General features: G+C 71.3%; 27 protein-coding genes. 11 read left to right on the top strand and 16 right to left on the bottom strand.

Annotated features, from left to right (window positions below):
• Positions 1-30 precede the first annotated feature (30 nt).
• Positions 31-585 carry a TetR/AcrR family transcriptional regulator gene (locus EIZ45_RS10105; RefSeq protein WP_134662370.1) on the top strand — a complete coding sequence of 185 codons (555 nt, stop codon included), beginning with the start codon at positions 31-33 and terminating at the stop codon, positions 583-585.
• Here the strand turns inward: EIZ45_RS10105 and EIZ45_RS10100 are convergent.
• The 3 genes from EIZ45_RS10100 to EIZ45_RS10090 form a co-directional block, all read right to left on the bottom strand.
• On the bottom strand, positions 582-941 hold the full coding sequence (locus EIZ45_RS10100) for a hypothetical protein (RefSeq protein ID WP_134662369.1): 360 nt from the start codon (positions 939-941) through the stop codon (positions 582-584). The genes EIZ45_RS10105 and EIZ45_RS10100 overlap by 4 nt on opposite strands.
• A gap of 61 nt (positions 942-1,002) precedes the next feature.
• On the bottom strand, positions 1,003-2,205 hold the full coding sequence (locus EIZ45_RS10095; protein ID WP_134662368.1) for an NAD(P)/FAD-dependent oxidoreductase: 1,203 nt from the start codon (positions 2,203-2,205) through the stop codon (positions 1,003-1,005).
• A 143-nt stretch (positions 2,206-2,348) separates the two neighbouring features.
• Positions 2,349-2,828 (bottom strand): hypothetical protein, encoded by a 480-nt coding sequence (locus EIZ45_RS10090; RefSeq protein ID WP_134662367.1) that lies wholly within the window; start codon positions 2,826-2,828, stop codon positions 2,349-2,351.
• A 162-nt stretch (positions 2,829-2,990) separates the two neighbouring features.
• Here EIZ45_RS10090 and EIZ45_RS10085 point away from each other — a divergent pair, with 162 nt between their 5' ends.
• Complete coding sequence (locus EIZ45_RS10085) at positions 2,991-3,500, top strand: DoxX family protein (RefSeq protein ID WP_134662366.1); 510 nt, start codon at positions 2,991-2,993, stop codon at positions 3,498-3,500.
• A 33-nt stretch (positions 3,501-3,533) separates the two neighbouring features.
• Here the strand turns inward: EIZ45_RS10085 and EIZ45_RS10080 are convergent, their stop codons facing one another.
• Positions 3,534-4,670 carry an 8-amino-7-oxononanoate synthase gene (locus tag EIZ45_RS10080; RefSeq protein WP_167756403.1) on the bottom strand — a complete coding sequence of 379 codons (1,137 nt, stop codon included), beginning with the start codon at positions 4,668-4,670 and terminating at the stop codon, positions 3,534-3,536.
• 5 nt (positions 4,671-4,675) lie between these two features.
• Positions 4,676-5,734, bottom strand: coding sequence for a biotin synthase BioB (gene bioB / locus EIZ45_RS10075; protein ID WP_037813235.1), 1,059 nt, complete (start codon positions 5,732-5,734; stop codon positions 4,676-4,678).
• A 48-nt stretch (positions 5,735-5,782) separates the two neighbouring features.
• Here bioB and EIZ45_RS10070 point away from each other — a divergent pair, with 48 nt between their 5' ends.
• A complete protein-coding gene (locus tag EIZ45_RS10070) occupies positions 5,783-6,322 on the top strand; it encodes a TetR family transcriptional regulator (RefSeq protein WP_078870473.1) in 540 nt (179 codons plus the stop codon).
• Positions 6,323-6,392: 70 nt separating this feature from the next.
• The gene (locus EIZ45_RS10065) at positions 6,393-7,328 is read left to right on the top strand and encodes a bile acid:sodium symporter (protein WP_134662469.1); all 936 of its coding nucleotides are present in this window, start codon (positions 6,393-6,395) and stop codon (positions 7,326-7,328) included.
• On the opposite strand, the gene EIZ45_RS10060 is transcribed toward EIZ45_RS10065, so the two are convergent.
• The 6 genes from EIZ45_RS10060 to EIZ45_RS10035 form a co-directional block, all read right to left on the bottom strand.
• Complete coding sequence (locus tag EIZ45_RS10060) at positions 7,305-8,708, bottom strand: methionine--tRNA ligase (protein ID WP_134662364.1); 1,404 nt, start codon at positions 8,706-8,708, stop codon at positions 7,305-7,307. The two genes, EIZ45_RS10065 and EIZ45_RS10060, sit on opposite strands and share 24 nt — an antisense overlap.
• Positions 8,709-8,869: 161 nt before the next feature.
• Positions 8,870-9,334 carry a DinB family protein gene (locus EIZ45_RS10055; RefSeq protein ID WP_134662363.1) on the bottom strand — a complete coding sequence of 155 codons (465 nt, stop codon included), beginning with the start codon at positions 9,332-9,334 and terminating at the stop codon, positions 8,870-8,872.
• Between the two features lie 10 nt (positions 9,335-9,344).
• Positions 9,345-9,941 (bottom strand): bifunctional 2-polyprenyl-6-hydroxyphenol methylase/3-demethylubiquinol 3-O-methyltransferase UbiG, encoded by a 597-nt coding sequence (locus EIZ45_RS10050; protein WP_134662362.1) that lies wholly within the window; start codon positions 9,939-9,941, stop codon positions 9,345-9,347.
• Positions 9,942-10,102: 161 nt separating this feature from the next.
• Positions 10,103-10,486 (bottom strand): DUF2267 domain-containing protein, encoded by a 384-nt coding sequence (locus tag EIZ45_RS10045; RefSeq protein ID WP_037813225.1) that lies wholly within the window; start codon positions 10,484-10,486, stop codon positions 10,103-10,105.
• Positions 10,487-10,590: 104 nt separating this feature from the next.
• Positions 10,591-10,896 carry an SRPBCC family protein gene (locus tag EIZ45_RS10040; RefSeq protein WP_134662361.1) on the bottom strand — a complete coding sequence of 102 codons (306 nt, stop codon included), beginning with the start codon at positions 10,894-10,896 and terminating at the stop codon, positions 10,591-10,593.
• Between the two features lie 78 nt (positions 10,897-10,974).
• Entirely contained in the window at positions 10,975-11,400 is a 426-nt protein-coding gene (locus tag EIZ45_RS10035; protein WP_240690577.1) for a DUF6292 family protein, read from the bottom strand.
• A gap of 306 nt (positions 11,401-11,706) precedes the next feature.
• Between EIZ45_RS10035 and EIZ45_RS10030 the strand changes: the two genes are divergently transcribed.
• Together EIZ45_RS10030 and EIZ45_RS10025 are read left to right on the top strand one after the other, a co-directional pair.
• Positions 11,707-12,318 (top strand): hypothetical protein, encoded by a 612-nt coding sequence (locus EIZ45_RS10030; protein ID WP_037813219.1) that lies wholly within the window; start codon positions 11,707-11,709, stop codon positions 12,316-12,318.
• 618 nt (positions 12,319-12,936) lie between these two features.
• Entirely contained in the window at positions 12,937-13,308 is a 372-nt protein-coding gene (locus tag EIZ45_RS10025) for an STAS domain-containing protein (RefSeq protein ID WP_051728972.1), read from the top strand.
• On the opposite strand, the gene EIZ45_RS10020 is transcribed toward EIZ45_RS10025, so the two are convergent.
• Positions 13,309-14,529: a PP2C family protein-serine/threonine phosphatase gene (locus EIZ45_RS10020; RefSeq protein ID WP_037813216.1), complete on the bottom strand. Its 1,221-nt coding sequence runs from the start codon at positions 14,527-14,529 to the stop codon at positions 13,309-13,311.
• A gap of 251 nt (positions 14,530-14,780) precedes the next feature.
• On the opposite strand from EIZ45_RS10020, the gene EIZ45_RS10015 reads away from it, so the two are divergent.
• The gene (locus EIZ45_RS10015; RefSeq protein ID WP_037813213.1) at positions 14,781-15,218 is read left to right on the top strand and encodes an ATP-binding protein; all 438 of its coding nucleotides are present in this window, start codon (positions 14,781-14,783) and stop codon (positions 15,216-15,218) included.
• A 3-nt stretch (positions 15,219-15,221) separates the two neighbouring features.
• Here the strand turns inward: EIZ45_RS10015 and EIZ45_RS47335 are convergent, their stop codons facing one another.
• Complete coding sequence (locus tag EIZ45_RS47335; protein WP_255443129.1) at positions 15,222-15,350, bottom strand: hypothetical protein; 129 nt, start codon at positions 15,348-15,350, stop codon at positions 15,222-15,224.
• A gap of 108 nt (positions 15,351-15,458) precedes the next feature.
• On the opposite strand from EIZ45_RS47335, the gene EIZ45_RS10010 reads away from it, so the two are divergent.
• The 3 genes from EIZ45_RS10010 to EIZ45_RS10000 all read left to right on the top strand — a co-directional run bounded on the left by EIZ45_RS10010 (position 15,459) and on the right by EIZ45_RS10000 (position 16,645).
• Positions 15,459-15,686, top strand: coding sequence for a DUF2188 domain-containing protein (locus EIZ45_RS10010; protein ID WP_037813210.1), 228 nt, complete (start codon positions 15,459-15,461; stop codon positions 15,684-15,686).
• Positions 15,687-15,777: 91 nt separating this feature from the next.
• The gene (locus EIZ45_RS10005) at positions 15,778-16,461 is read left to right on the top strand and encodes a methyltransferase (RefSeq protein WP_134662359.1); all 684 of its coding nucleotides are present in this window, start codon (positions 15,778-15,780) and stop codon (positions 16,459-16,461) included.
• Positions 16,448-16,645, top strand: coding sequence for a CDGSH iron-sulfur domain-containing protein (locus EIZ45_RS10000; protein WP_037813204.1), 198 nt, complete (start codon positions 16,448-16,450; stop codon positions 16,643-16,645). Before EIZ45_RS10005 ends, EIZ45_RS10000 begins: the two co-directional genes overlap by 14 nt.
• A gap of 44 nt (positions 16,646-16,689) precedes the next feature.
• Here the strand turns inward: EIZ45_RS10000 and EIZ45_RS09995 are convergent, their stop codons facing one another.
• The 3 genes from EIZ45_RS09995 to EIZ45_RS09985 all read right to left on the bottom strand — a co-directional run bounded on the left by EIZ45_RS09995 (position 16,690) and on the right by EIZ45_RS09985 (position 19,539).
• Positions 16,690-17,676, bottom strand: a complete 987-nt coding sequence (locus tag EIZ45_RS09995) for an iron-containing redox enzyme family protein (RefSeq protein ID WP_134662358.1) — start codon at positions 17,674-17,676, stop codon at positions 16,690-16,692.
• On the bottom strand, positions 17,673-18,791 hold the full coding sequence (locus tag EIZ45_RS09990; RefSeq protein ID WP_134662357.1) for a glutamate--cysteine ligase: 1,119 nt from the start codon (positions 18,789-18,791) through the stop codon (positions 17,673-17,675). Before EIZ45_RS09990 ends, EIZ45_RS09995 begins: the two co-directional genes overlap by 4 nt.
• 73 nt (positions 18,792-18,864) lie before the next feature.
• Positions 18,865-19,539, bottom strand: coding sequence for a nitroreductase (locus EIZ45_RS09985; protein WP_134662356.1), 675 nt, complete (start codon positions 19,537-19,539; stop codon positions 18,865-18,867).
• Positions 19,540-19,631: 92 nt separating this feature from the next.
• Between EIZ45_RS09985 and EIZ45_RS09980 the strand changes: the two genes are divergently transcribed.
• Positions 19,632-20,204 carry a TetR/AcrR family transcriptional regulator gene (locus tag EIZ45_RS09980; RefSeq protein WP_134662355.1) on the top strand — a complete coding sequence of 191 codons (573 nt, stop codon included), beginning with the start codon at positions 19,632-19,634 and terminating at the stop codon, positions 20,202-20,204.
• Positions 20,205-20,506: the final 302 nt, after the last annotated feature.

Below are 20,506 nucleotides of genomic sequence, written 5' to 3'. Positions count from 1 at the left end.
GTTTCCAGATTAACCGGAGGAGGGCGTCGGTTGTCAACGGAGCGCAAGCCGAGGGCGGACGCGGAACGCAACCGGGCACGGGTCCTGGAGGCGGCCCGTGTGCTGCTCGCCGAGCAGGACGACGTCCAGTTGCCGGAGATCGCGCGGGTGGCCGGGGTGGGCGTCGGGACGGTGTACCGGAACTTCCCGGACCGGCGGGCGCTCGTGGAAGCGTTGGCGGAGCAGCGGTTCGCCGAGATCGCGGAGTACGCGCGGAAGCGGTGCCTCGACGGGAAATCCGGCGTCAAGCGCTATCTGCGGCACGTCGGCGAGGTGCTGTCCGGGGACCGGGCGCTGTCGGCCGCCATCGAGACGGCGCGCGAATCGGCGGGGAGCGAACCGCGTGGCGAGGCGTTGGCGGAGCTGGAAACCGTGGTGGCGCAGGCGATCGCGGCGGACCAGGCGGCGGGGGTGCTCCGCGCGGACTGCACGGTGGGGGACGTGTATCTGCTGGTCGGCTGTCTGTCGTCGGTGGTCCGCACGGGGAGCGGGGACTGGCGGCGGTTTCTGGAACTGGCGTTGGAAGGGCTGCTGCCCCGGGACTAGTCGTCCAAGCGCACCAGGTAAGAGTTCAGTTCGCCGATGTCGTGCATCGAGATCAGCACGGCGGTCATCTTCCGCACGCCGGGTTCGCGGACGATCAGCCCGTCTGGAACGGCGAAGTAGCTGCCGCCCGCGCATTCGCCGGTGCCTTCCCAGCGGCGCATGATCCGGTCCACCTCGTCGAGGGTGAACATCGTCGCGCTCCACCGGGAACCGTCGGGGTAGCGGACCTCGACGTCGACGTTGTCCACCTCGTCGGGGTTCTCGCCGCCGCCGACGAGAAACTTCGCGTCGAAGGCCGAGGTCCGGACGACGTAGCACGGGGAGTCCCACCCGGCGGAGAGAACTTCGGTCGCCACGGAGGGAAAGCCTAACGGGCCGCCCCGGAAACCAGTCCGGAACGGCCCGTCGGCACCGAAATCAGGCGAGGTCCTCCAGCGGGACCTCAGGGTCGGCCAGCCGGTCCGGGTCCACTGCCTTGCCAGAGCGGATGAGCGCCTTGATCGGGTCCGTGACGTCCCAGACGTTGACGTTCATCCCGGCCAGGACGCGGTTGTCCTTGAGCCAGAAGGCGATGAACTCGCGCCCGGGCACGTCGCCGCGGAACACGACGCGGTCGTGGCCCTCGATGGTGCCCAGGTATTCCATGCCGAGGTCGTACTGGTCGGTGAAGAAGTACGGCAGCTCGTCGTACGACTCCTCCTTGCCGAGCATCCCGGCCGCGGCCACGGCGGGCTGGTTGAGCGCGTTCGCCCAGTGCTCGACGCGCAGGTGCTTGCCGAGGAACGGGTGGTAGGCGTTCGCGACGTCGCCCGCGGCGAAGATGTCCGGGTCGCTCGTGCGCAGGCTCGCGTCGGTGACCACGCCGTTGTCGACGTCGAGGCCGGCCGCCTCGGCCAGTTCGACGTTCGGCTTCGCGCCGATCCCGGCCAGGACGGCGTCCGCGTCGAGGACGCTGCCGTCGCCGAGGCGGATCCGCTTGCCCTGGCCGCCGTTGGTGATGTGCTCGACCTGGACGCCGAGCCGCAGGTCGACGCCGTGCGCGCGGTGCAGGTCGGCGAACACCGGGGCGACGTCGCGGCCGAGCGCGGTGATCAGCGGCAGTTCGAGCGCCTCGACCACGGTGACCTCCACCCCGGCCTGGCGCGCGGCGGCGGTCGCTTCGAGGCCGATCCAGCCGCCGCCGACGACCACCAGCTTCGAGGCGGTGCCGAACAGCTCCTTGAGCCGGTCGGAGTCCTCGATCCGGCGCAGGTAGTGGAGCCCCGCGGTGTCCGGCAGCTCGCGCGGGCTCGCGCCGGTGGCCAGCAGGAGCTTGTCGTAGCCGAGGCTGGTGCCGTCGTCGAGCGCGACCTGCTTCCGGTCCCGGTCGATCGCCGTCGCCTTGACGCCCTGGCGCAGGTCGACCTTCTTCTCGGCGTACCACGCGGCGTCGTGCACCTGGAAGCTCTCGGCCTCCGCGTTGCCCGCGAGGTAGTCCTTCGACAGCGGCGGACGCTCGTAGGGCAGGTGCCGCTCGTCGCCGACGATGGTGATCTTCCCGTCGAATCCCTTGTCGCGCAACGCTTCCGCGGCCTTCGCTCCGGCCAGCCCGGCTCCGATGATGACGAACGACGAGGTCACTGACGAACTCCTTCGATGCGGGGACGACGGGAGTACTTATATCACTAGCGAAGTTTGGTCTTATTCGGCTGCCCGGTCAAGTTCCCCTGATCAGAGGTACCCAATTGAGACAGCACCTACCCGGAAGGGTGTTACTTCGCCGTTCAATAGCTGCCGCCGCCGTACCCGCCCGCCGGGGCGGAGCTGGTCGTGGTGATCGCGGTGCCGTCCGAGGCGACCATCCACCAGAGCCCGCCGTTGAGGTTCAGGCCCTGGCCGTTGGTCTGCCCGGCGGACTTGTCGCCGATGTACCGGTACAGCGGGTGGCCGCCGAGCGTTTCCTGCTTGGACCCGTCCGGCCGGGTGATGGCGCCGACGCTGCCCTGGGCCGGCCCGGTGAGCGGGGTGCCCGCGGCGACCGGGGGCCAGTAGCTCGCGCAGCTCGCGGTGCAGGCGGACTGGCCGTTGTGGTCCGCGGCGAACAGGTAGATCGTGTCGCCTTTGCTGTCGGTCAAATGCGTCGGCGCGGCGGGTGGTGCGGCGGTTGTCCCGCCGCTGTTGCCGCCGCCGCATGCCGCGGCGAACAGGCCTGCCGCGGCCAGCGCGGTCAGCAGTCCGAAAGTTCTTGGGGTTGTGCCAGTCATCCCAGCCTCCAGTGGTGCGTGGGTGTCGCCCTTTCTCCGACACGCGGCTGGCTCCAGAACGGTTCAGCCGGATTTATCTAAACGGCACAGCGTCTGGACGGGAGAGGTCTCGGTGCGTACGGTATGGCAAGGCTAACCTTAGTGACTCTCCGAGGAGGACCCATGCCAGAGCGTGCGCTCGACCGGGCCGTCCCGTTCGTGCTCGGCCTGTTCCGGATCGTCGTCGGGCTGCTGTTCGCGGCCCACGGCGCGGCGGCGCTGTTCGGCGTCTTCGGCGGCGGCCCGAAAGGCGGAACCGTTGAGGCGGGCGCCTGGCCGTCCTGGTACGCGGCGGTGATCCAGCTCGGCTGCGGCCTGCTGGTCGCGTTCGGCTTCGGCACCCGGATCGCGGCACTGCTCGCGTCCGGCTCGATGGCGTACGCCTATTTCGTCGTCCACCAGCCGGACGGCTTGCTGCCGCTGCAGAACCACGGGGAACCCGCGGCGATGTTCTGCTGGGCGTTCCTGTTGCTGGCCTTCACCGGGCCGGGGGCGTTGGCAGTGGACGCGTTGTTCCGGAAGCGGTCGGACGACGCGCGGGGTGCGCTGGGCGGGAAGTCGCGGGGTGCGCTGGGCGGGAAGTCGCGGGGCGCGCTGAGTGCGGTGCAGGTCAGTCCTGGCGGGGGCGAGTAGCCGGGGGCTTGGGGAACGCCGGTCGGGAGGCGGTCAGACGATGCTCGCCGCACGCGACCACTGGGCAGCCAGTCGCGCAGCGTCCTCGGCGCGGTCCAGGTCAACCCCGGAACGGGCGACCAGTCGCAGTCGGGAAATGCCGTCCGGGACGCTTGGCGGGCGGAAGCAGCCGACGACGATATCCCGTTCGTACAGCTGATTCGCGGCAGCCACAGCCTGCTCCGGAGAGTCCGCGGGAATCGACTGCACCGCACCTGGCGCGCGCGAAACCCCTGCGGCGGCGGCGATCGTGGCGGCGGCGCGGTGCAGATCCTCGACTCGCGAAGGCTCCGCAACGATGATCCGGCATGCTTCCGCCGCGCTCGCTGCCGCGGCGGGGGCGAGGCCGGTGTCGAAGATGAACGTCCGCGCTGTGTTGACCAGATGTTCGCGCAGCAGCGGCGATCCCAAAACCGCACCGCCCTGTGCGCCCAGGGCTTTCGACAGCGTGGCAGTGACCGCGACGTGCGGCGCGCCTGCGAGACCTGCCGCGTACACCGCGCCCCGGCCGTTGCCTGCGACGCCGATGCCGTGTGCTTCGTCGACCACCAGGAAAGCATCGTAGTCAGCGCACAATGCCGCCGCGCGCACGAGGTCCGTGGCATCGCCGAGCACCGAATAGATCGACTCGACCACCACGATCGCCCGTTCCTGCGATCGGTCCCGCAGCAAGCGCTCGAGGGCGTCCAGGTCGTTGTGCGGGCAGATCGCGACGGGGGAGCGGGACAGCCGCGCGCCGTCGATCAGCGAGGCGTGGATGTGCGCGTCGGTGATCAGCAGCGTGTCCGGCGAGCCGAGTGCGGTGATCACGCCGATGTTTGCCGTGTAGCCACTGGAAAAACCGAGCGCGGCCGGTTGCCCCGTGAGGCTGGCCAGTTCCCGTTCCAGTTCCGTGTGACACGGTGTGGTGCCGGTGACGACTCGGGACGCGCCAGCGCCGACGCCGTACTTCTCGACGGCTTGGACGGCGGCCGCGCGCAGTCGAGGATCGGTGCTGAGACTCAGGTAATCGTTCGACGCGAGGTCCAATGTGGACTTTCGCGGATGCCGCCGATCATCGGTCCGCCGGACGAGACCGGCGACGTGCCGGTCCCGTTCGGCGGCGGTGAGCCAGTCGTGCATCGACACCATGGCGGTCACGCGTTGGGTGCGGCGGCGGTGCCCGCCCCGCGTTCCCGGAGCGCCGGGGTCGCGTGCGCGGCCTGCTGCTGTTCGCCCGCGCCGAGGACCTCGAAGCCGGCGTCGGCGATCATCTCCAGGTCGGCCTTCGCGGCCTGGCCTTCGCTGGTGAGGTAGTCGCCGAGGAACAGCGAGTTGACCACGTGCAGCGCGAGCGGCTGCAGCGACCGCAGGTGCATCTCGCGGCCGCCGGCCATCCGGACTTCCGTTGCCGGGCAAGCGAACCGGGCCAGCGCGAGGATGCGCAGCGCGCGCAGCGGGCTCAGTTCCCACGTCCCGGCGAGCGGCGTGCCCTCGAACGGCATCAGGAAGTTGACCGGGATCGAATCGCTGCCGATGTCGCGCAGCGCGAAGATCGCGTCGATCAGCTCGTCGTCGGTCTCGCCCATGCCGACGATCAGGCCGGAACACGCGGAAAGCCCCGCGGACTTGGCCTTTTCGACGGTGTCGACGCGGTCGTCGTACCCGTGCGTCGTGCAGATCTCGGAGTACCGCGACTCGCTCGTGTTCAGGTTGTGGTTGTACGCGTCGACCCCGGCGTCGCGCAGCTTCTCGGCCTGCCCCTCCTTGAGCAGCCCGAGGCAGGCGCACACCTCCACGTCGGAATGCGCGGACTTCACCGCCTCGACCGCCTGGGCGACCCGGTCGACGTCGCGGTCGCTCGGCCCGCGCCCGCTCGCCACCAGGCAGACCCGCGACGCGCCGCCCTGGATGCCCGCGCCGGCTTGGCGCGCCGTTTCCTCGGCGGACAGCCACGAGTACTTGAGGATCTGCGCGGACGACCCGAGCCGCTGCGAGCAGTACCCGCAGTCCTCGGGGCACAGGCCCGATTTCAGGTTGACGAGGTAGTTGACCTTGACCCGGTTGCCGAAGTGCGCGCGCCGCAGCCGCCCGGCCGCCGCGACCAGGCCGAGCACGTCCTCGTCCGGCGCTTCCAGCACCGCGCGGGCGTCAGTTCGGTCGAGTACGCCGCCGGCCAGCTGCCGGTCGGCCAGGTCGTCGAAGGTTTTGAACACCTATCAAATCCTAGGCGGCCGATCGGCCGGAAGCAAGCGGCGGGCAGAATGAGAGGGGTGAAGGTGACGCGAGACCAGATCGTCGACCGGGCGTACGAGCTTTTGCGGGAAGCGGGGCTGAGCAGCTTGTCGATGCGCCGGGTGGCCCTCGACCTGGGGGTCCAGCCGGGCGCGCTGTACTACCACGTCGCCAACAAACAGGAGCTGCTCGCCGTCGTCGCCGCGCGGATCCTGAAGGGGCTGCCCGGGGTGGCGAAGGACCCGCGCGAGGCGGCCGGGGACTTCCGCTCGGCGCTGCTGCAGGTCCGCGACGGGGCCGAGGTGGTGTCGTTCGTGCAGGCGTACCGGCCGGATCTGCTGGTGCCCACGCACGCGTTGCGCCGCCTGTTCACCGGGAAGTACGACGAGCGGCGCGCCGAGTGGGCGGCGCGCACCGTTGTCCACTATGTACTCGGGTTCGTCGCGGAGGAACAGAACCACGCCGAGCTGGTGCGGGCCGGGATCGTCGAGGAGGACCCGTCGCACAGCGGGGATTCGGACGAGGCGTTCGGGTTCGGCATCGACGCTATCCTCAGTGGACTGTCGTGAGTGTCTGTCACGGTTAGAACCGGGATGAACACTCACGAGGCCCGACCAAGGAGCACGCCCGTTGTCGCGGATGGAACGGCACCAGGTTGCCATCTACCTCGGCGCGCTCGCCGTCGGCGCACTGGCCGGCTGGCTGGTCCCGGCGGCGGGACCGGCGCTGGAACCGGCGATCAACCCGGTGCTGGCGGCGCTGCTGTACGTCACCTTTCTTCAGGTGCCCGTCGCCGAATTGGGCCGCTCGCTGCGCGACGGCCGGTTCCTCGGTGCCGCGCTGGCGGTGAACTTCGTCGTGGTGCCGCTGGTCGTCGCGGCGATGTTCGCCTTCTTCCCGGCTGGGCAAGCGCTGCGGCTGGGCATGCTGCTCGTGCTGCTGGCCCCGTGCGTGGACTATGTGATCGTCTTCAGCGGTCTTGCCGGCGGCAGCAGTCGCCGCCTGCTCGCGGCGACGCCGTTGCTGCTGCTGGCGCAGATGATCCTGCTGCCCGGATTCCTTTTTCTCTTCCTCGGCGCGGACTTGGCGCGGGTGGTGCGAGCCGGGCCGTTTCTCGAAGCGTTTCTTGTGCTGATCGCGATCCCGCTGGCGCTGGCCTGGCTTACCCAAGCCTGGGCGGCCCGGCACGCGACCGGCCGCCGGTTCGCCGACGCGGCCGGATCCGCCATGGTGCCGTTGATGGCCGCGACGCTGGCGACGGTGGTCGCGTCGCAAACCCCGAAGCTCCACGGCGGACTCGGCCCGGTCGCGTCGGTGGTGCCGTTCTACGTGGTTTTCCTGGCGGTGATGGCCTTCGCCGGATTGGGCGTCGCGCGGCTGTTCCGGTTGGACGTTCCTGGCGGGCGCGCGATCGTTTTCACCGGGGCCACGCGGAATTCGCTGGTGGTGCTTCCGCTGGCGCTGGCGTTGCCGGACGAGTTCGCGGTCGCGGCGGTCGTGGTGGTGACGCAGACGCTGGTCGAAGTGGTCGGCATGGTCTGTTACGTCCGCCTAGTGCCCCGTTTGCTGCCGTAGCCGGGGATAGAGGCGCGCCGGTTCGCCGCGGTCCAGTTGAGCGCGCAGGCGGGCGGCGCCGTCCGGGAGGAACGGGCTGAGTTCCGTTGCCAGTTCCCGGCAAGTGCTTACGACGGTCCCCAATGCCTCTTCCAGCTCGGTGCCGTGCAACGTCCAGGGCCGGGTCTGTTCGACGTACCGGTTCGCGTCGGTGATCACCTCGACCAAAGCCCCGGTGGCTGCGCGGAAGTCGAAGTCGGCGAGTGCCGAGTCGATCCGGTCGGCGAGCGTGTGCGCGGTCCTTAGTGGACTCGACGGGGCGATCCGGTCGGTGCGGCGGGCCAGGTTGAGCACGCGGTGCACGAGATTGCCGAGGCCATTGGCGAGTTCGTCGTCGGCGCGCGCGATCAGCCGTGCTTCGGTGAAGTCGGTGTCGCCGAGCGGGGCGACCTCGCGCAGCAGCCACCAGCGGACGGCGTCCGCGCCGTACTGGCCGATCAGGTCCGTCGGGCGGACGGTGTTGCCCGCGCTCTTGGAGATCTTCGCGCCGTCGAGGGTCAGGTAGTCGTGCACGAAGATGGTGTCCGGCAGTCGTTCGCCCGCGGAGAGCAGCAGCGCGGGCCAGTACACGGCGTGGAACCGCAGGATGCCTTTGCCGATCACGTGCACACGCTCGGCCGCTTCGGCCCAGCGCGCCGGATCGGCGGTGAGATAGTTGGCGAGCGCGTCCCACCAGACGTAAATCACCTGGTCCGGGTCGCCGGGCACCGGGATGCCCCAGCCGTCCGAGCGCGCGGCGGGCCGGGACACGCTGAGGTCGGACAACTCGGAGCGCACGAAGCCCAGCACCTCGCGGAGCCGGGCGGCGGGCTCGATCCGTAGGCGGCCGGACTCCAGCAGGTCCCGGATTTCGTCGGAATAGCGGGAAAGCCGGAAGAACCAGTTCTGTTCGGTGACGATTTCCGGCGGGGTTTCGTGTTCCAGGCAGCGTTCGTCGTCCGCGTAGAACTGTTCGCAGCCCACGCAGTAGCGGCCGGTGTAGTCGCGGCGGTAGAAGTCGCCGCGCTCAGCGCTGGCTCGCCACAGGCGCCGGACGCCGTCGAGGTGGCGGAGATCGCTGCTGGTGCGGAGGAAATCGTCGACCGCGAGCCCGAGCGGTTCCTGTAGCGCGGCGAATCGCGCGGCGCCTTGGTTCACGAACTCCTGCACCGGCACGCCTGCCGCCTTCGCCGCGGTGACGTTCTTGAGCGCGTTGTCGTCGGTGCCGGTGAGCAGGTGGACTTTGGCGCCGCGCAACCGTCGGTGCCGGGCAAGGACGTCGGCTTGCACGAGTTCGAGCGCGTGCCCCAAATGCGGTTCCGCGTTGACATAAGGGATCGCGGTGGTGATCAAGTCGGTCATGGAGAACCCTCTCCGCCCCGGACGACGGCGGAGAGACCCCGGCGACGGCCGGGGCTGGTCGTGTCAGCGCACGAGAACGGGCCCCAGGTCGGGGCTCGCCATGCGTGCGGTGGTCATGCCTTCCATGATGGCCGGGCGCGCCGCTTCGGGGCCACTGGTTTTCAGCGTCCGGTCGTGCCGTCGATCAGCTCGCGCAGGATGTCGGCGTGCCCGGCGTGCCGTCCGGTTTCCTCGATCATGTGCGTCAGCGCCCAGCGGACGCTCGGGCCGTCGCGACCCGGCAGCGCCGCGGCGAGATCCGGGCAGCTGTCGAGAACTTCGTTGGCGAGCTTGACCGCTTCGCGATAGCGGGCGACGACGTCGGCGACGTTGTCCTTGGTGCGAAAGGTCGATGGCCAGCTCTTGACGGTTTCGCCGAGAAACAGCGACCGCTCCACGAAGGTCAGATGGTTGAGCAGGCCGACGAGATTCGTCCCGGACGGCACCATGGCGGTGTGGGCTTCAGGTTCCGGCGCGCCGTCGACCTTGGCGGCGACGGAGGTGCGGAGATAGTCGAGAAAGCCGCGCAGGACTTCGGTTTCGCTGCTTCCGGTGCGGGGCGGCGGGGTGTCGCGACGGCGGGCCACAGTGGTCTCCTCAGGGGTTCAGGCGGATCAGCAGGACGTGGTCGACGACCTCGGCGGTCTGGCCGTTCGGTCCGGTCGCGAGACGGGTGGGGGAGTCGGCTCGCTCGACGGCCCACCGCGCCGGGTCGAGGGCGAGGTCTTCGGCGATCTCGGCCGGGCTGGGGAAATGCGCGTCCGGGTCCTGGTTCCACGACCACGGCGCGATCGAGCCGTGGTCCACGACCAGCAACCGGCCGCCCGGCCGCAGTGCGTGCGCGGCAGTGCGCAGGACCGCCGACCGGTCCAGTTCGAAGGGGGTCTGCAGGTAGTGCGCCGTCACGAGGTCGAATTCGCCTGCCGGGAAGCTGACCCGCAGGTCGTGCCGCACCGCGGTGATCCTCGGGCCGGAGAGGCGGTTGACGGCGACGGCGGAGATGTCGGTGGCGGTCACGGTCCAGCCGCGGCCGGCGAGCCAGCGGGTGTCGCCGCCGTTGCCGCAGCCCAGGTCGAGCGCGGCGCCAGGGGGAAGGCCGGAGACGGTTTCCACGAGCCGGGCGTTCGGCTTCGGGTCCGCGGGCGGCCGGGCGGCGTGCACTTCGTCCCAGAACAGGGTCGCGTCGGTGGTCATCGGTCGGCTCCTCGGGTCGGGTGCGTCCAGCGTCGCCGCAGCCGGGCCCGGAGCGCACGCGATCTTGCCGGAACGGCAACTCCCCGAGTGGGGAGGCAGGTGCGATGCGGACCGGCCCGCGGCGGCAGCGGATCGCGGCCGGACTCGAGCCTGAGCAGGGTTTACCCGCTGTGGCACCGGGGCGGGGTTTCCCGCGACCACGTGCTCGGCTGCCGCGTCCCGCCCAGCAGGACCAGCACGTCCGGGCTCACGCCCGCGCGCACCCGGGACGCGAGTTCCGGCGACGTCTGCCCCAGTGCCGAGTAGACCGCGCGCACCAGGAACCTCGCCGCGAGCGGGGAACGCCTGGTGCGCAACGAGATCTCCATCAGGAGGGCCTCGCGGTCGCACGTGCGCCCGCGGCTCGCCGCGACGACGCCCAGCCGGGTTTGCTCGGCCAGCGGAAGGCAGCGCAGCAGGCTGTCGACGACGCAGTCGACCGCGAACCGGTTCCGTTCCGTGCGGGGCAGGCGAGGCCCGGGCAGAATTTCCTTCCGCACCACCATGGACCATCAACTCCTGGCCGCAGAGTAGCCGATTTGAAGCGCGCGGTGCCGTTCCTGTTCCGTGCGACGGAAAACGATCCGGGCCGAGTCCCTTGTGGACGGTGTCAGCCGGGCGAGCCGGACAAAACGGCGAGGCGGTCGAGGGACTCGCGGATGCGCGCCGGGACATCGTCGCGGCCGGGTCCGGCCGGGACCGACAGGTGCAGCGTCGCGTGGCTCGTGCCTGCCGCGCCGGACTCGACCTGGAGCCAGCCGCCGTCCCATTCGAGCCGCAGCCGGTCACGGCGCCCGGCCAGGGGCGCGGCGACCGGCTCCGGCAGCCATTCGTCCTGGTGCGCGGCATCGGACGCGACGGCGTACACCCGTTCCGCGGGCGCGGGCATCCTTCGCTGCGCTTCGAACTCGCTCATGATCTTGGCTACCCGTCACGCGGCGGCGCGAAACGGGGGAGTCCACAGTGGACGCTCACGGACGGTGCGCCGCCCGGTTCACCCCGCGGCGCGCAGGACGGCGTCGAGTTCGGCGGGCGTGCCCAGCGTCCGGATTTCGGGCGGCGCGAGGCAGCCGATCCGGTGGTCGTCGTCGCGGACCGCGGCCGCGAACTCGGCGACGCGGGACGCGGGCGGCGCGACCGTGGGCCCGGCCAGGTAGCGGATGACGATCAGGTCCTCGCCGGAGTGCGTTTCCACGGCGGCGGCCCAGCCGCGGATCTCGTCCCACAGCAGGGCGACGTCGCGGCCGGGGTAGGCGGGCAGGTGGCCGTCGAGCGCGACGTAGGCCGACACCGGGGTGTCGTGGTCGACGGTGCAGGACTCGAGGCCGATGCCCAGTGCGGCGGTGACGTCGGCGAGGTAGTTCCACAAGCGCACCGAAGCGGGGTGCGACGGGCCGGTCTGGGCGGTGTGCAGCGGCAGGGACACGGGGACAACGCCTTTCTCGCGCGAAGGACTGGCGCGGACCAGGGGGTGGCCTGCTCCGCGCCACGGGCCGCATCCGGCGGCGCGGCGGGGTTTTCCGGCTAGCGGCCGGAACGCGCCCTTGCGGGCGGTCCGGACGTGATTCCCGGTGAAGGGGCACGGGAAACCTGCGGAACGCGGGGAATCGGCCCGCGTGCTCGGCAGGACATCGGACTCACCTCCGCCGCTCGACAGGGGACGCTCTTTTCTTCTAGCATGTCATCGAAACGATGACAACTGCCAAGTCGTCGAGAGGATGACGCGATGGCGGAGGTGGACCCCGGCCTGCTGATCCAGGGCGTCCGCGACGCGGTGCTGGCCGCCCGGGACGGCGGAGCGGCGGCCGACCGGTCGATGGCCGCGCTTTCCGCGCTGCGGGCGCTGCGCGACCAGCTCGGCGCATGGGAACCGGAACTGATCGCGGCCGCGCGCGCGGCGGGCGCGAGCTGGGCGGCGCTGGCCCCGGCGCTGGGCGTGGCGAGCAGGCAGGCGGCCGAACGCCGGTACCTGCGGCTGCGGCCGTCGGCGACCGGAGAGGCCACCGGCGAAGCCCGCGTCGACGCCGAACGCGGCCGCCGCGCGGGAGACCGGGCAGTCGCGGACTGGGCCCGGCGCAACGCCGCGGTGCTGCGCCGGCTGGCCGCGGAGGCGAGTGCCGCGCCCGGCTTGGACCCCGCCGGACAGGAAAGCGCCGACCGGCTCAGCGTCGCGCTGGGCGACGACGACGTCACTAATCTGCTGCCGCCGCTGGCCGACGTGCGCGCGCATCTCGAACCGCGGCACGCGGCGCTGGCCGACCGCGTCGGGGAGATCGGCGAACACGCGAACCGGCTGCGCGAGAACGCGGCCGGGCAGCGGCGCGGTCGTGCGCGATGAGGGGGAGTGGTGTTCCGGTCTCGTTGCGAGCCGGTTCGCGTGGTCGGCGGGTGCTGTCTCCTCGCGCGGGGAGCGGGAGCGGTGTCCGGATCGCGACGTTGCGCATCCGGCTCCGTGAACTGCGGCGGCCGATGGTGTCTCGGTGCGCGGTGAACGAGTGGGGAGTCCAGGCTGCGGGGTTGCGGATCAGGTCGCATGGGCAGCGGCCGATGGTGGCTCGGCGTGCGTTGAGCGGGCGTGGTGTTCGAGGCGTTCGGTGGCGGGCCGGTCCGCGCGGGCGGCGGCCAACAGCACATCCATGCGCATTCAGCCGCGAAAGGTCTCCCGCTGGAGGATCGGCGCGAACCGCCCGGACCGTGGCCTGCCGCGTCCCCGGGGCGGGCAAGCCAGCACCCGAACAGCCCCGTCCGCGAAGGGCGAAAACCGCGCGCAATGAGCCGAACGTCTCTTCCCGGGGGCCCCGCGCTGCCGACGTTCCCGGGATCCGAGATCATTTCCCGCGGCGGCATTCGTGCGAGCCGCCGTCCGTAAGGCATGCTATTCGCGGTTGAGCAGCCAGCCGCGTACTTTTCCTGCCCGGACGCAGGCGTTCCGGGCTTCCTGAGGAGGGAAAGAGCGATGAGTGAGCTGACCGACCCGGTGATCGACCCGCCGGGTTCGCTGTCGATCGAACGGGCCGACCGCTCGCCCGCGGCGGTGCTGGCCCTGAACGGGGACCTGGACCTCGGGACCGCCCCGAAATTGACGGCCGCGGTCGCCGAGACCCTCACCGGGAAGCCCCCGGTGCTGGTACTGGACCTGACAGGGGTCGATTTCCTCGCCTCGGCGGGACTGACCGTCCTGCTGGCCGCGTGCCGGGAGGCGCCGGAGGGGACGCAGGTGCGGATCGTGGCGTCCGGCCGTGCGACGTTGCGGCCGATCCAGCTCACCGGGCTGGAGCAGAGTCTCCCGCTGTACCGCACGCTCGACGAGGCGCTGGCCGCGGAGTGATCAGTGCGCCCCCGCAGTGCGCTGGAGCACCACAAGTGCGACGTCGTCCTGCGGGGGCCGCGATCCCACCATCGCGGCCATGATCCGGGCGCAGGCCAGTTCCGGGTCCTCCGGCCGGACCAGCTCGGCGAGCTGGTCCATGCCGGTGTCGACGAGCCGGTCGCGGCGCTCCACGAGACCGTCGGTGTAGAACGCGGCGACGGCTCCCGGCACCAGCTCCACCGTGGTGGTGCGCCGTTCGACGGTGGCCCCGACGGTCAGGCCGACCGGCGGGTCCGGCGGGGCGGGCACGAGCCGCGCCGGTTCGCCCGGCGCCGCGACGACCGGCGGCAGGTGCCCGGCGAGCGACAGCGCCATGCTGCCGTGGCCGGGCCGGAGGATGCCGTACGCGACCGTCGCCATCACTCCGTGTTCGAAGTGGTTCGCTTTGCGGTCGAGTTTGGCGAGGACGGTCGCGGGATCGTCGCAGTCGAGCGCGTAGGCCCGCAGCGCGCTGCGGAGCCGTCCCATGATGACCGCGGCTTCGAGGCCGTGCCCGGACACGTCGCCCATCACGATGCCGGTCTGGTCCCCGGGAAGCCGGAACACGTCGTACCAGTCGCCGCCGAGCCCGGCCTCCGCGCCCGGCACGTAGCGCGCGGCCAGGCGCAGGCCCTTGACGACCGGAAGCACGCCCGGCAGGAGGCTGCGCTGCAGCGCGATGGTCGCGGCCTGGTTCTGGTGCATGATCTCCGCCTGCAGCACGGCGGCCAGCCGGTCGGCCAGCAGCCGCAGGGTTTCGATGTCGGTGGTGGTGAACCGGCGGTCCCGGGCGGCTCCGATGTGCAGCACGCCGACCAGTTCGGTCCCGGCCAGCATCGGGACGCCGAGCATGGTGTGCAGGCCGCGCTCGGCCAGCAGCGCGTTCAGCACCGTGGTCCGGTCGACCTGGTCGATGACGACCGGCTCCCGGCGCGCGGCGACGGCGCCGGCGAACCCCGCGCCGACCGGCACCTGGACTCCCTGGTAGATCTCCTCCTCGAGTCCGGCGGCCGCGACGGCGACCAGGCGCTGCCACCGGGCATCGTGCCGCAGCACGGTGGCGGTGTCGACGTCGAGGACGGCGCAAGCCCGGGTGAGGATCTTGGTGAGCTCCTCGCCGAGCGCGGCGTTGCTCGCCCCGGGGCCGAGGATTTCGGCGAGGCGAGCCCGCGATTCGGGCTCCGGCGCGTGAGACGGCATGCAGCGACAGTAGCCGAACCGGCCCCGGGAACCGGAGATGCGCGCCAGCAGGTGTGAAGTCTGCCCCGTCCGGGTACGCCCGATTGGGCACCGGCGAAGTCGAGCACGAGAAAGGGACTTCCCCACGTGAGGTCAAGCGGCTGCGGCGAGGGGCGGCGAAACGCCGCGGCGTTTTCCGGCGCGAGCCCGCGCGCCGTCGCGCAGTCGGCGGGAGAGTGGTTCTGTTGTCCTGTCCAAACGAGGGACCGGCGGTGACCGGCCCGGGCTCCGGGGAGGGCGACGCACCCTGGGCACTGGACCTGCGGGGCACCGGGGTCGCGACGCTGCCGAGCCTGCGCGCCTGGGCGGGCAAGTCGCTGGGGCATCTGTCCCCGGACCATCTCGCGGACGTCCTGATGGTGATCGAGGAACTCGCGTCGAACGCCTACGAGCACACCTCGGGCCCGTCGTATGCGCGGCTGACCGTGCTGTCCCGGCCCTGCGTAGTGGTGATCGAAGTGGACGACCCCGAGCGCGGCCGCCCGAAGGTCCGCCCGCCGGACTTCGACCGGGCGCGCGGCCGGGGGATGCTGCTCGTCGACCGGCTCGCCGACGACTGGGGAGTGCACGAGCATTCCGTCGGCAAGACGGTCTGGGCCCGGCTCGGCTGCGGGGTGCCGGCGCGGGAAGCCTGCGAATCGTCCCGCTGAGGCTCATCGTCCCTGTTGCGGGTCGGAGTCGTCGTGTTCGTCGCGCGACGTGCCCTGTTCGCCGCGGATGGTCTCGCGTTCTTCTTCCGGGGTGTCGCCGTAGACGTCGTCGGATTCGCGCGGTTCGGTCATGGTTTCGCTCCTTCCGTTCCCGGTTCGGGTACCCGGTGGCGGCCCCGGCAACCCGGTTGCCCGCGGGGGCATCGGGTACCCGGCGGGCGAGGCGGAAGGAGGCGCGGGATGGCCGAAGGGGACATTCACACCAGTCGCGAGGGCGGGCTGTGGAAGAACCGGATCGAGGGGATCCGGCGGGTGGCGAACACCGCGGCGCGCCGCGCGGACGCGGTGTCGGTGGGCCGGGAAATGGCGCGGGCGCGCGGGGTCGGCCATTACGTCCACGGCGAGCCCAAGGCCAACGGCGACGGGGAGATCGTCGAGCAGTGCTGCTACCGGCACGCGCCCGGGTGACCGGCCGTTTTCGGGGCGGTGCGGCGGAAATCGCGGTTTGGCCAGACCGGACGGGGGTATCCCGGCGGCCCGACCGAGATGGAGGACCGCCATGACGACGTCTGTGCGCACTGAAACGGAGGCCCGGCCGCTGGGCAGAGTATTCCGGCTGCCGGGGGTCTACCGTCCGCAAGAGGACACCGCCTTGCTTTCGAGCGTGTTGTTGGCGGACACGCGCATCGGGTGCGGAATGCGGTGCGCGGACGTGGGAACCGGCAGCGGTGCGCTGGCCATCGCCTTGGCCCGGACCGGAGCCGCGGTCGTCGCGGCGGACATCTCCATGCGGGCCTTGGCTTCCGCGTGGATGAACACCGTGCTGGGCGCGCTCCCGATCGGACTGCTCCGCGGCGGGCTTGAGGAAACCGTCGAAGCCGGACCGTACGACGTCGTGGTCGCCAATCCTCCGTATGTGCCTTCGCCGACGCCGACCGTCCGCTCGACTCGCGCTTGGGACGCGGGGCCGGATGGTCGCGCGATGCTGGGCCCGCTGTGCGCTGCCGCTCCTTCGCTGCTGACCCGTACTGGTGCGCTGTACCTGGTGCAGTCGACGATGTCCGATGTGGACAAAACCCGGTTCGCGCTGGCTGCCGGAGGGTTGCGCAGCGAGGTGCTGGCGCGGGCGGAAGTGCCGTTCGGACCGGTGGTCTCCGGACGCCTTGAGTTCTTGATCGAACGCGGTTTCGTGCGGCCCGGCGACCGCACGGAGGAACTGGTGGTGCTCCGTGCCGCGCGATGAACGCCGGGTCCGGGTGGTGCCGGGCGGGCCGGTCCTGGTGGAGGGACCGGTCGAGGTGTCCACTCCGGACGGGGGCACGGCGCGGTCGGACCGGTTCGTCGTCGCGGTGTGCGCTTGCCGGCGCAGCAAGAGGTTTCCGTGGTGCGACGCGAGTCATCGGAAGCGGGTCCGCGGCACTGGCTGACCCTGCGGCGGCCTGGTCGCGGGTGCGCGACCAGGCCGTTGTCCTCAAGGCAGCGGCTGGCGCAGCGAGGACAGTCCGTCCTGCCAGCAGCCGAGCAGGTGCTGGTCGAGTTGTGCTTCCAGGAACCCGGTGGCCTGGATCCCGAACACGACGTCCGCCGCCAGTTCCGGTTCCGGTTCCGCGGCGAGCAATCCGCCCACGACGTCGTGCCGCATGACCTGTTCGTGCACCGCGTCGGCCTCGATGTGTTCGGTGTAGAAGAACCGGCAGGCTTCGGGCGCGCCGAGGCGGCGCAGGATCCGGTCCATCCGCTGCGCGCCCGGGGCGGTGGTGATCTCCGCGGCGGCGAAGTGCCCGACCAGCGCCCCGCGCGACGCCCGGTGCAGGCCGAACATCGACATCATGTTGACCAGCGCGAGCATCGGCCCCGGAACGTGCTCCAGCAGCGCCAGGTACCCGTCGGGCAGGTCCGCCGCCGCGAGCAGGTCCGCGAACAGCTTCGCGTGCACCCGGTCGGCGCGGCCGCCGCCGAACTCGTCGAACTCCACTGCCACCAGCCCGGCCTTCGCCGGACCGGACAGCCGCGGGATGACCCACGCGTGCGGATCGGCTTCCTTGAGGTGGTAGATCGACCGGTGCGCGAACAGTTCCTTGACATGCCACCATTCGCCCTCGGCCAGCAGGAAACCGACCGCTCCGTCGGCGTCGCGTTCGGTCAGCAGTTCGTCGAGTTCGGCGTCCACGTCGGAGCCGCCGGGAACCGCGTCGCGCAACGCGGAACGGAACGTGTTCTCCAGCTCTGCCCGGATTTTCAGCAGCGCGGTGTCCCACTCGCGGTCCGCGTCGACGCCGGGCAGCCCGCGGTAGTGCAGTTCGTAGCAGAGGTGCAGGGCGAGGTGGAGATCGTCGCCGAACGGGTCGGCGTCGCGGAGGTCGACCGCGGTCTGGACGGCCGGATCCCGCAGGATTTCCAGCAGTGCCGCGGAGACCGGTCCGCGCGCGGTCGGCAGTGCGGTGAGGGAGGTCGTCATTGTCCCCGGGTACCCGTCTGGAGCGAGGTCACGCGTGGGACAGTGCGCGCGGCGAGCATCGCGACGACTCCGTCCGGCCCGGCTTTCCGTTGCGCGGCCGAGCCGGTGCCGTCTCGCAGCACGGCTTGGACGAGCCGGTGGGCGAGGTCGTGGTCTCCGGCCGCTCGGAGGGCGGGTCCGGCATGGCGGAGCAGATCGGCGACGGCTTTGGCGGCGGGCAGCGGTCTCTCGCGGACCGGGTCGACGAGGGCGCCGGTGAGCCTGTGTCGCGTCGCCGCCCACACCGCCGCCGAACCGATCTGCGGGTCGAGCGGGGCTGCTTCGATGCCGCGTTCCAGGTCAGCGAGTGCGGTCGCGACCAGTGCCCGCGAGAGGACTGCCTGAACGAGCGCGCCGTCGACGGTCAGCAGCACGTCGGCGACCCGCAGCTCCACTGTCGGATAGCGCGGCGAAGGCCGGGCGAGCCAGAACGTCTGCTCGCGATCCACCAGCGCTCCGCACTCCACGAGCGAGTCGACGAGCCGCGAATGCTCGGCGTGGGACCTCGCGTGCGGGGAGAGGCCCGAGCCGGGAAAACGGGTCTGCAGCGCCATTCTCCAGCTGTGGAGCCCGGTGTCCCGGCCGCGGTCGAACGGTGAGTTGGCCGACAGCGCGAGCAGCGTCGGCAGCCATCGCGCGAGGTGATTCACGACTGCTACCGCGGTGTCCGGGTCCGGGACTCCGACGTGCACGTGGCAGCCGCAGGCTTCGTAATCGGCGGCCAGATCGCCGTAGTGCGCGTCGATCCGCGCGTACCGGTCCGGCGGCAGCGGCTCGGCGGGGGAGCGGAGGGGGCCGACCGGGCTGCCGGTGGCCAGGATCGCGCAGCCGGCGTCGGTCGCGGCGCGGGACAACGCCAGCCGGCCGCGGCACAGCTGGTCGCGAAGCTGCGCCGCGGTCGTGCAGACGCCGGTGGCGTGTTCCACCTGGGTCGCGCGCAGTTCCCGGTGGACGGCCGCCCCGTCCGCGAGCCGCCCGACTTTCCCGAGAACCTCGGCCGCGACGGGCATCGGACGGCCGTCGTCCGGCGCGGCGAGCAGGAATTCTTCCTCGACACCGACTGTCGGTACGTCCATCGGCACCTCCCCGGGCCGGAGTACCCGCGCGGCGGCCCGGCAATCTTTTCGGGAGATTCCGGTCGAGACGAGATCAGGCGTGGAAGCGGGTGGTCTCGGCGAGCGGGGCGCGACCGACGGCGAACCGGTTCACGGGCGCGGCGCGGTCGGCGTACCCGAACGAGATCCCGAACAGCAGCTTCCCGCGGTCGAGGCCGAGCGTTTCCCGGACCGTGTCCGCGTAGAAGCTCAGCAATCCTTGCGGGCAGCTGGAAACTCCGTGCGCCTGCATGGCCAGCAGCAAGGTCTGCCCGTACATCCCGACGTCCGCCGCGAGCCTGGCTTCGGCGGTGTCCGGGGCGAACAGCAGCGCGACGTGCGGGGCGCCGTAGAAGCGCAGGCTTTCGGCGTCGTAGGCGGCGCGCGCGTCGTGGTCGTCGAAACCGATCCGCAGCGCGCCGTACAACGCGCCGCCCGCCGCTGCTCGGCGCTTTTGGTGCACGGCTTCGTAAATGGCTTCGCTGTACGGGAAATCGACCGACCGGCGGCCCTGCTGGTGTGCGGCGACCAGCGCGTCGGCGAGTTCGTCCCGCTTGGCGCCGCTGACGACCTCGACCTGCCACGGCTGCGCGTTGGAATTGGACGGCGCGGAGGCGGCGAGGTCGAAGATCTCGCGCAGGGTGCGGTCCGGAACGGGATCGGGCCGGAACGACCGGGTCGCGCGCCGCCCGCGGATCAGGGTCGCGGCGGCGTCGGCGAGGTCGGGCATCGGGAGTGCCTCCTTAGGTAAACGTTCTCGTGTACCTAAGCACGGTAGCAGGCTGCGGAGGCTTAAGTAAACGTTTCTGTACACTTGGCCGCATGGTCGAGGAGAAGGCCCGCCGGGCCGGTCGCGGCGGCCGCGAACGCGTGCTGGCGGCCGCCGCGGACCTGTTCGCCCGCCAGGGCATCACCGGCACGACGATGGAGCAGGTCGCCGCCGCGGCCCCGGTGTCGAAGCGGACGCTGTACCTGCATTTCCCGGTCAAGGACGATCTGGTCGTCGCCTATCTGCGCGACCTCGTCCGCTCCGGCGACACTCTGCACGACGTGCTGACCCGCGCGGATCTCCCTGTGCGGCAACGGCTTCTGGCGATGTTCGACCTGCCGGACGCCGAACCGGTGCGCGGCTGCCTGTTCGTGGACGCGGCGGCGGAGTATCCCGACCCGGCCAGCGCGGTGCACGCGTACGCGCGGGAGCAGAAACTGCTGATGCTCCGGCTGGTCACCGACCTGGTTTCGGAGCTGGGGGCCGCCGATCCCGCCGCGCTCGCCGAGCAACTGGTGACGCTGGCCGACGGAGCCGCGAGCCGAGCGATGGTTCTCGGCGATCCAGGCTACGGCCGTCATGCGCGTGCGGCGGCGGAGGTGTTGCTGGAGCGCGCGATCGGCTGACCACCGGTGGCGGCCGAGGCGGATCGGTGGGTGCGGCGGACGGGAACTGCTCGGGGGAGCACGTCGTGGCGGCCGTGGCTGGCTCGGCCCCGTCTCGGTCGCTCCGACTACTCCGGCCCGCCACGCCGCCACGCCGCCACGCCGCGGCGCGGTGATCGGGCGATGCGGCGATCGGGATCGAGGCAGCCGGGGTGGCACGGCGATCGGAATGGTGATCGGGGCGGTGCGGCACTCGGGGCAATGTCGCGAGCGGAAGTGCGGCGTTGCGGGCGGCGCTGCGATCGGGATCGTGGCGAATCAAG

Source organism: Amycolatopsis sp. CFH S0740, assembly GCF_004522315.1.
GTDB classification, from domain to species: domain Bacteria; phylum Actinomycetota; class Actinomycetes; order Mycobacteriales; family Pseudonocardiaceae; genus Amycolatopsis; species Amycolatopsis nivea.
This window is presented reverse-complemented; position numbering and strand designations above follow the sequence as displayed.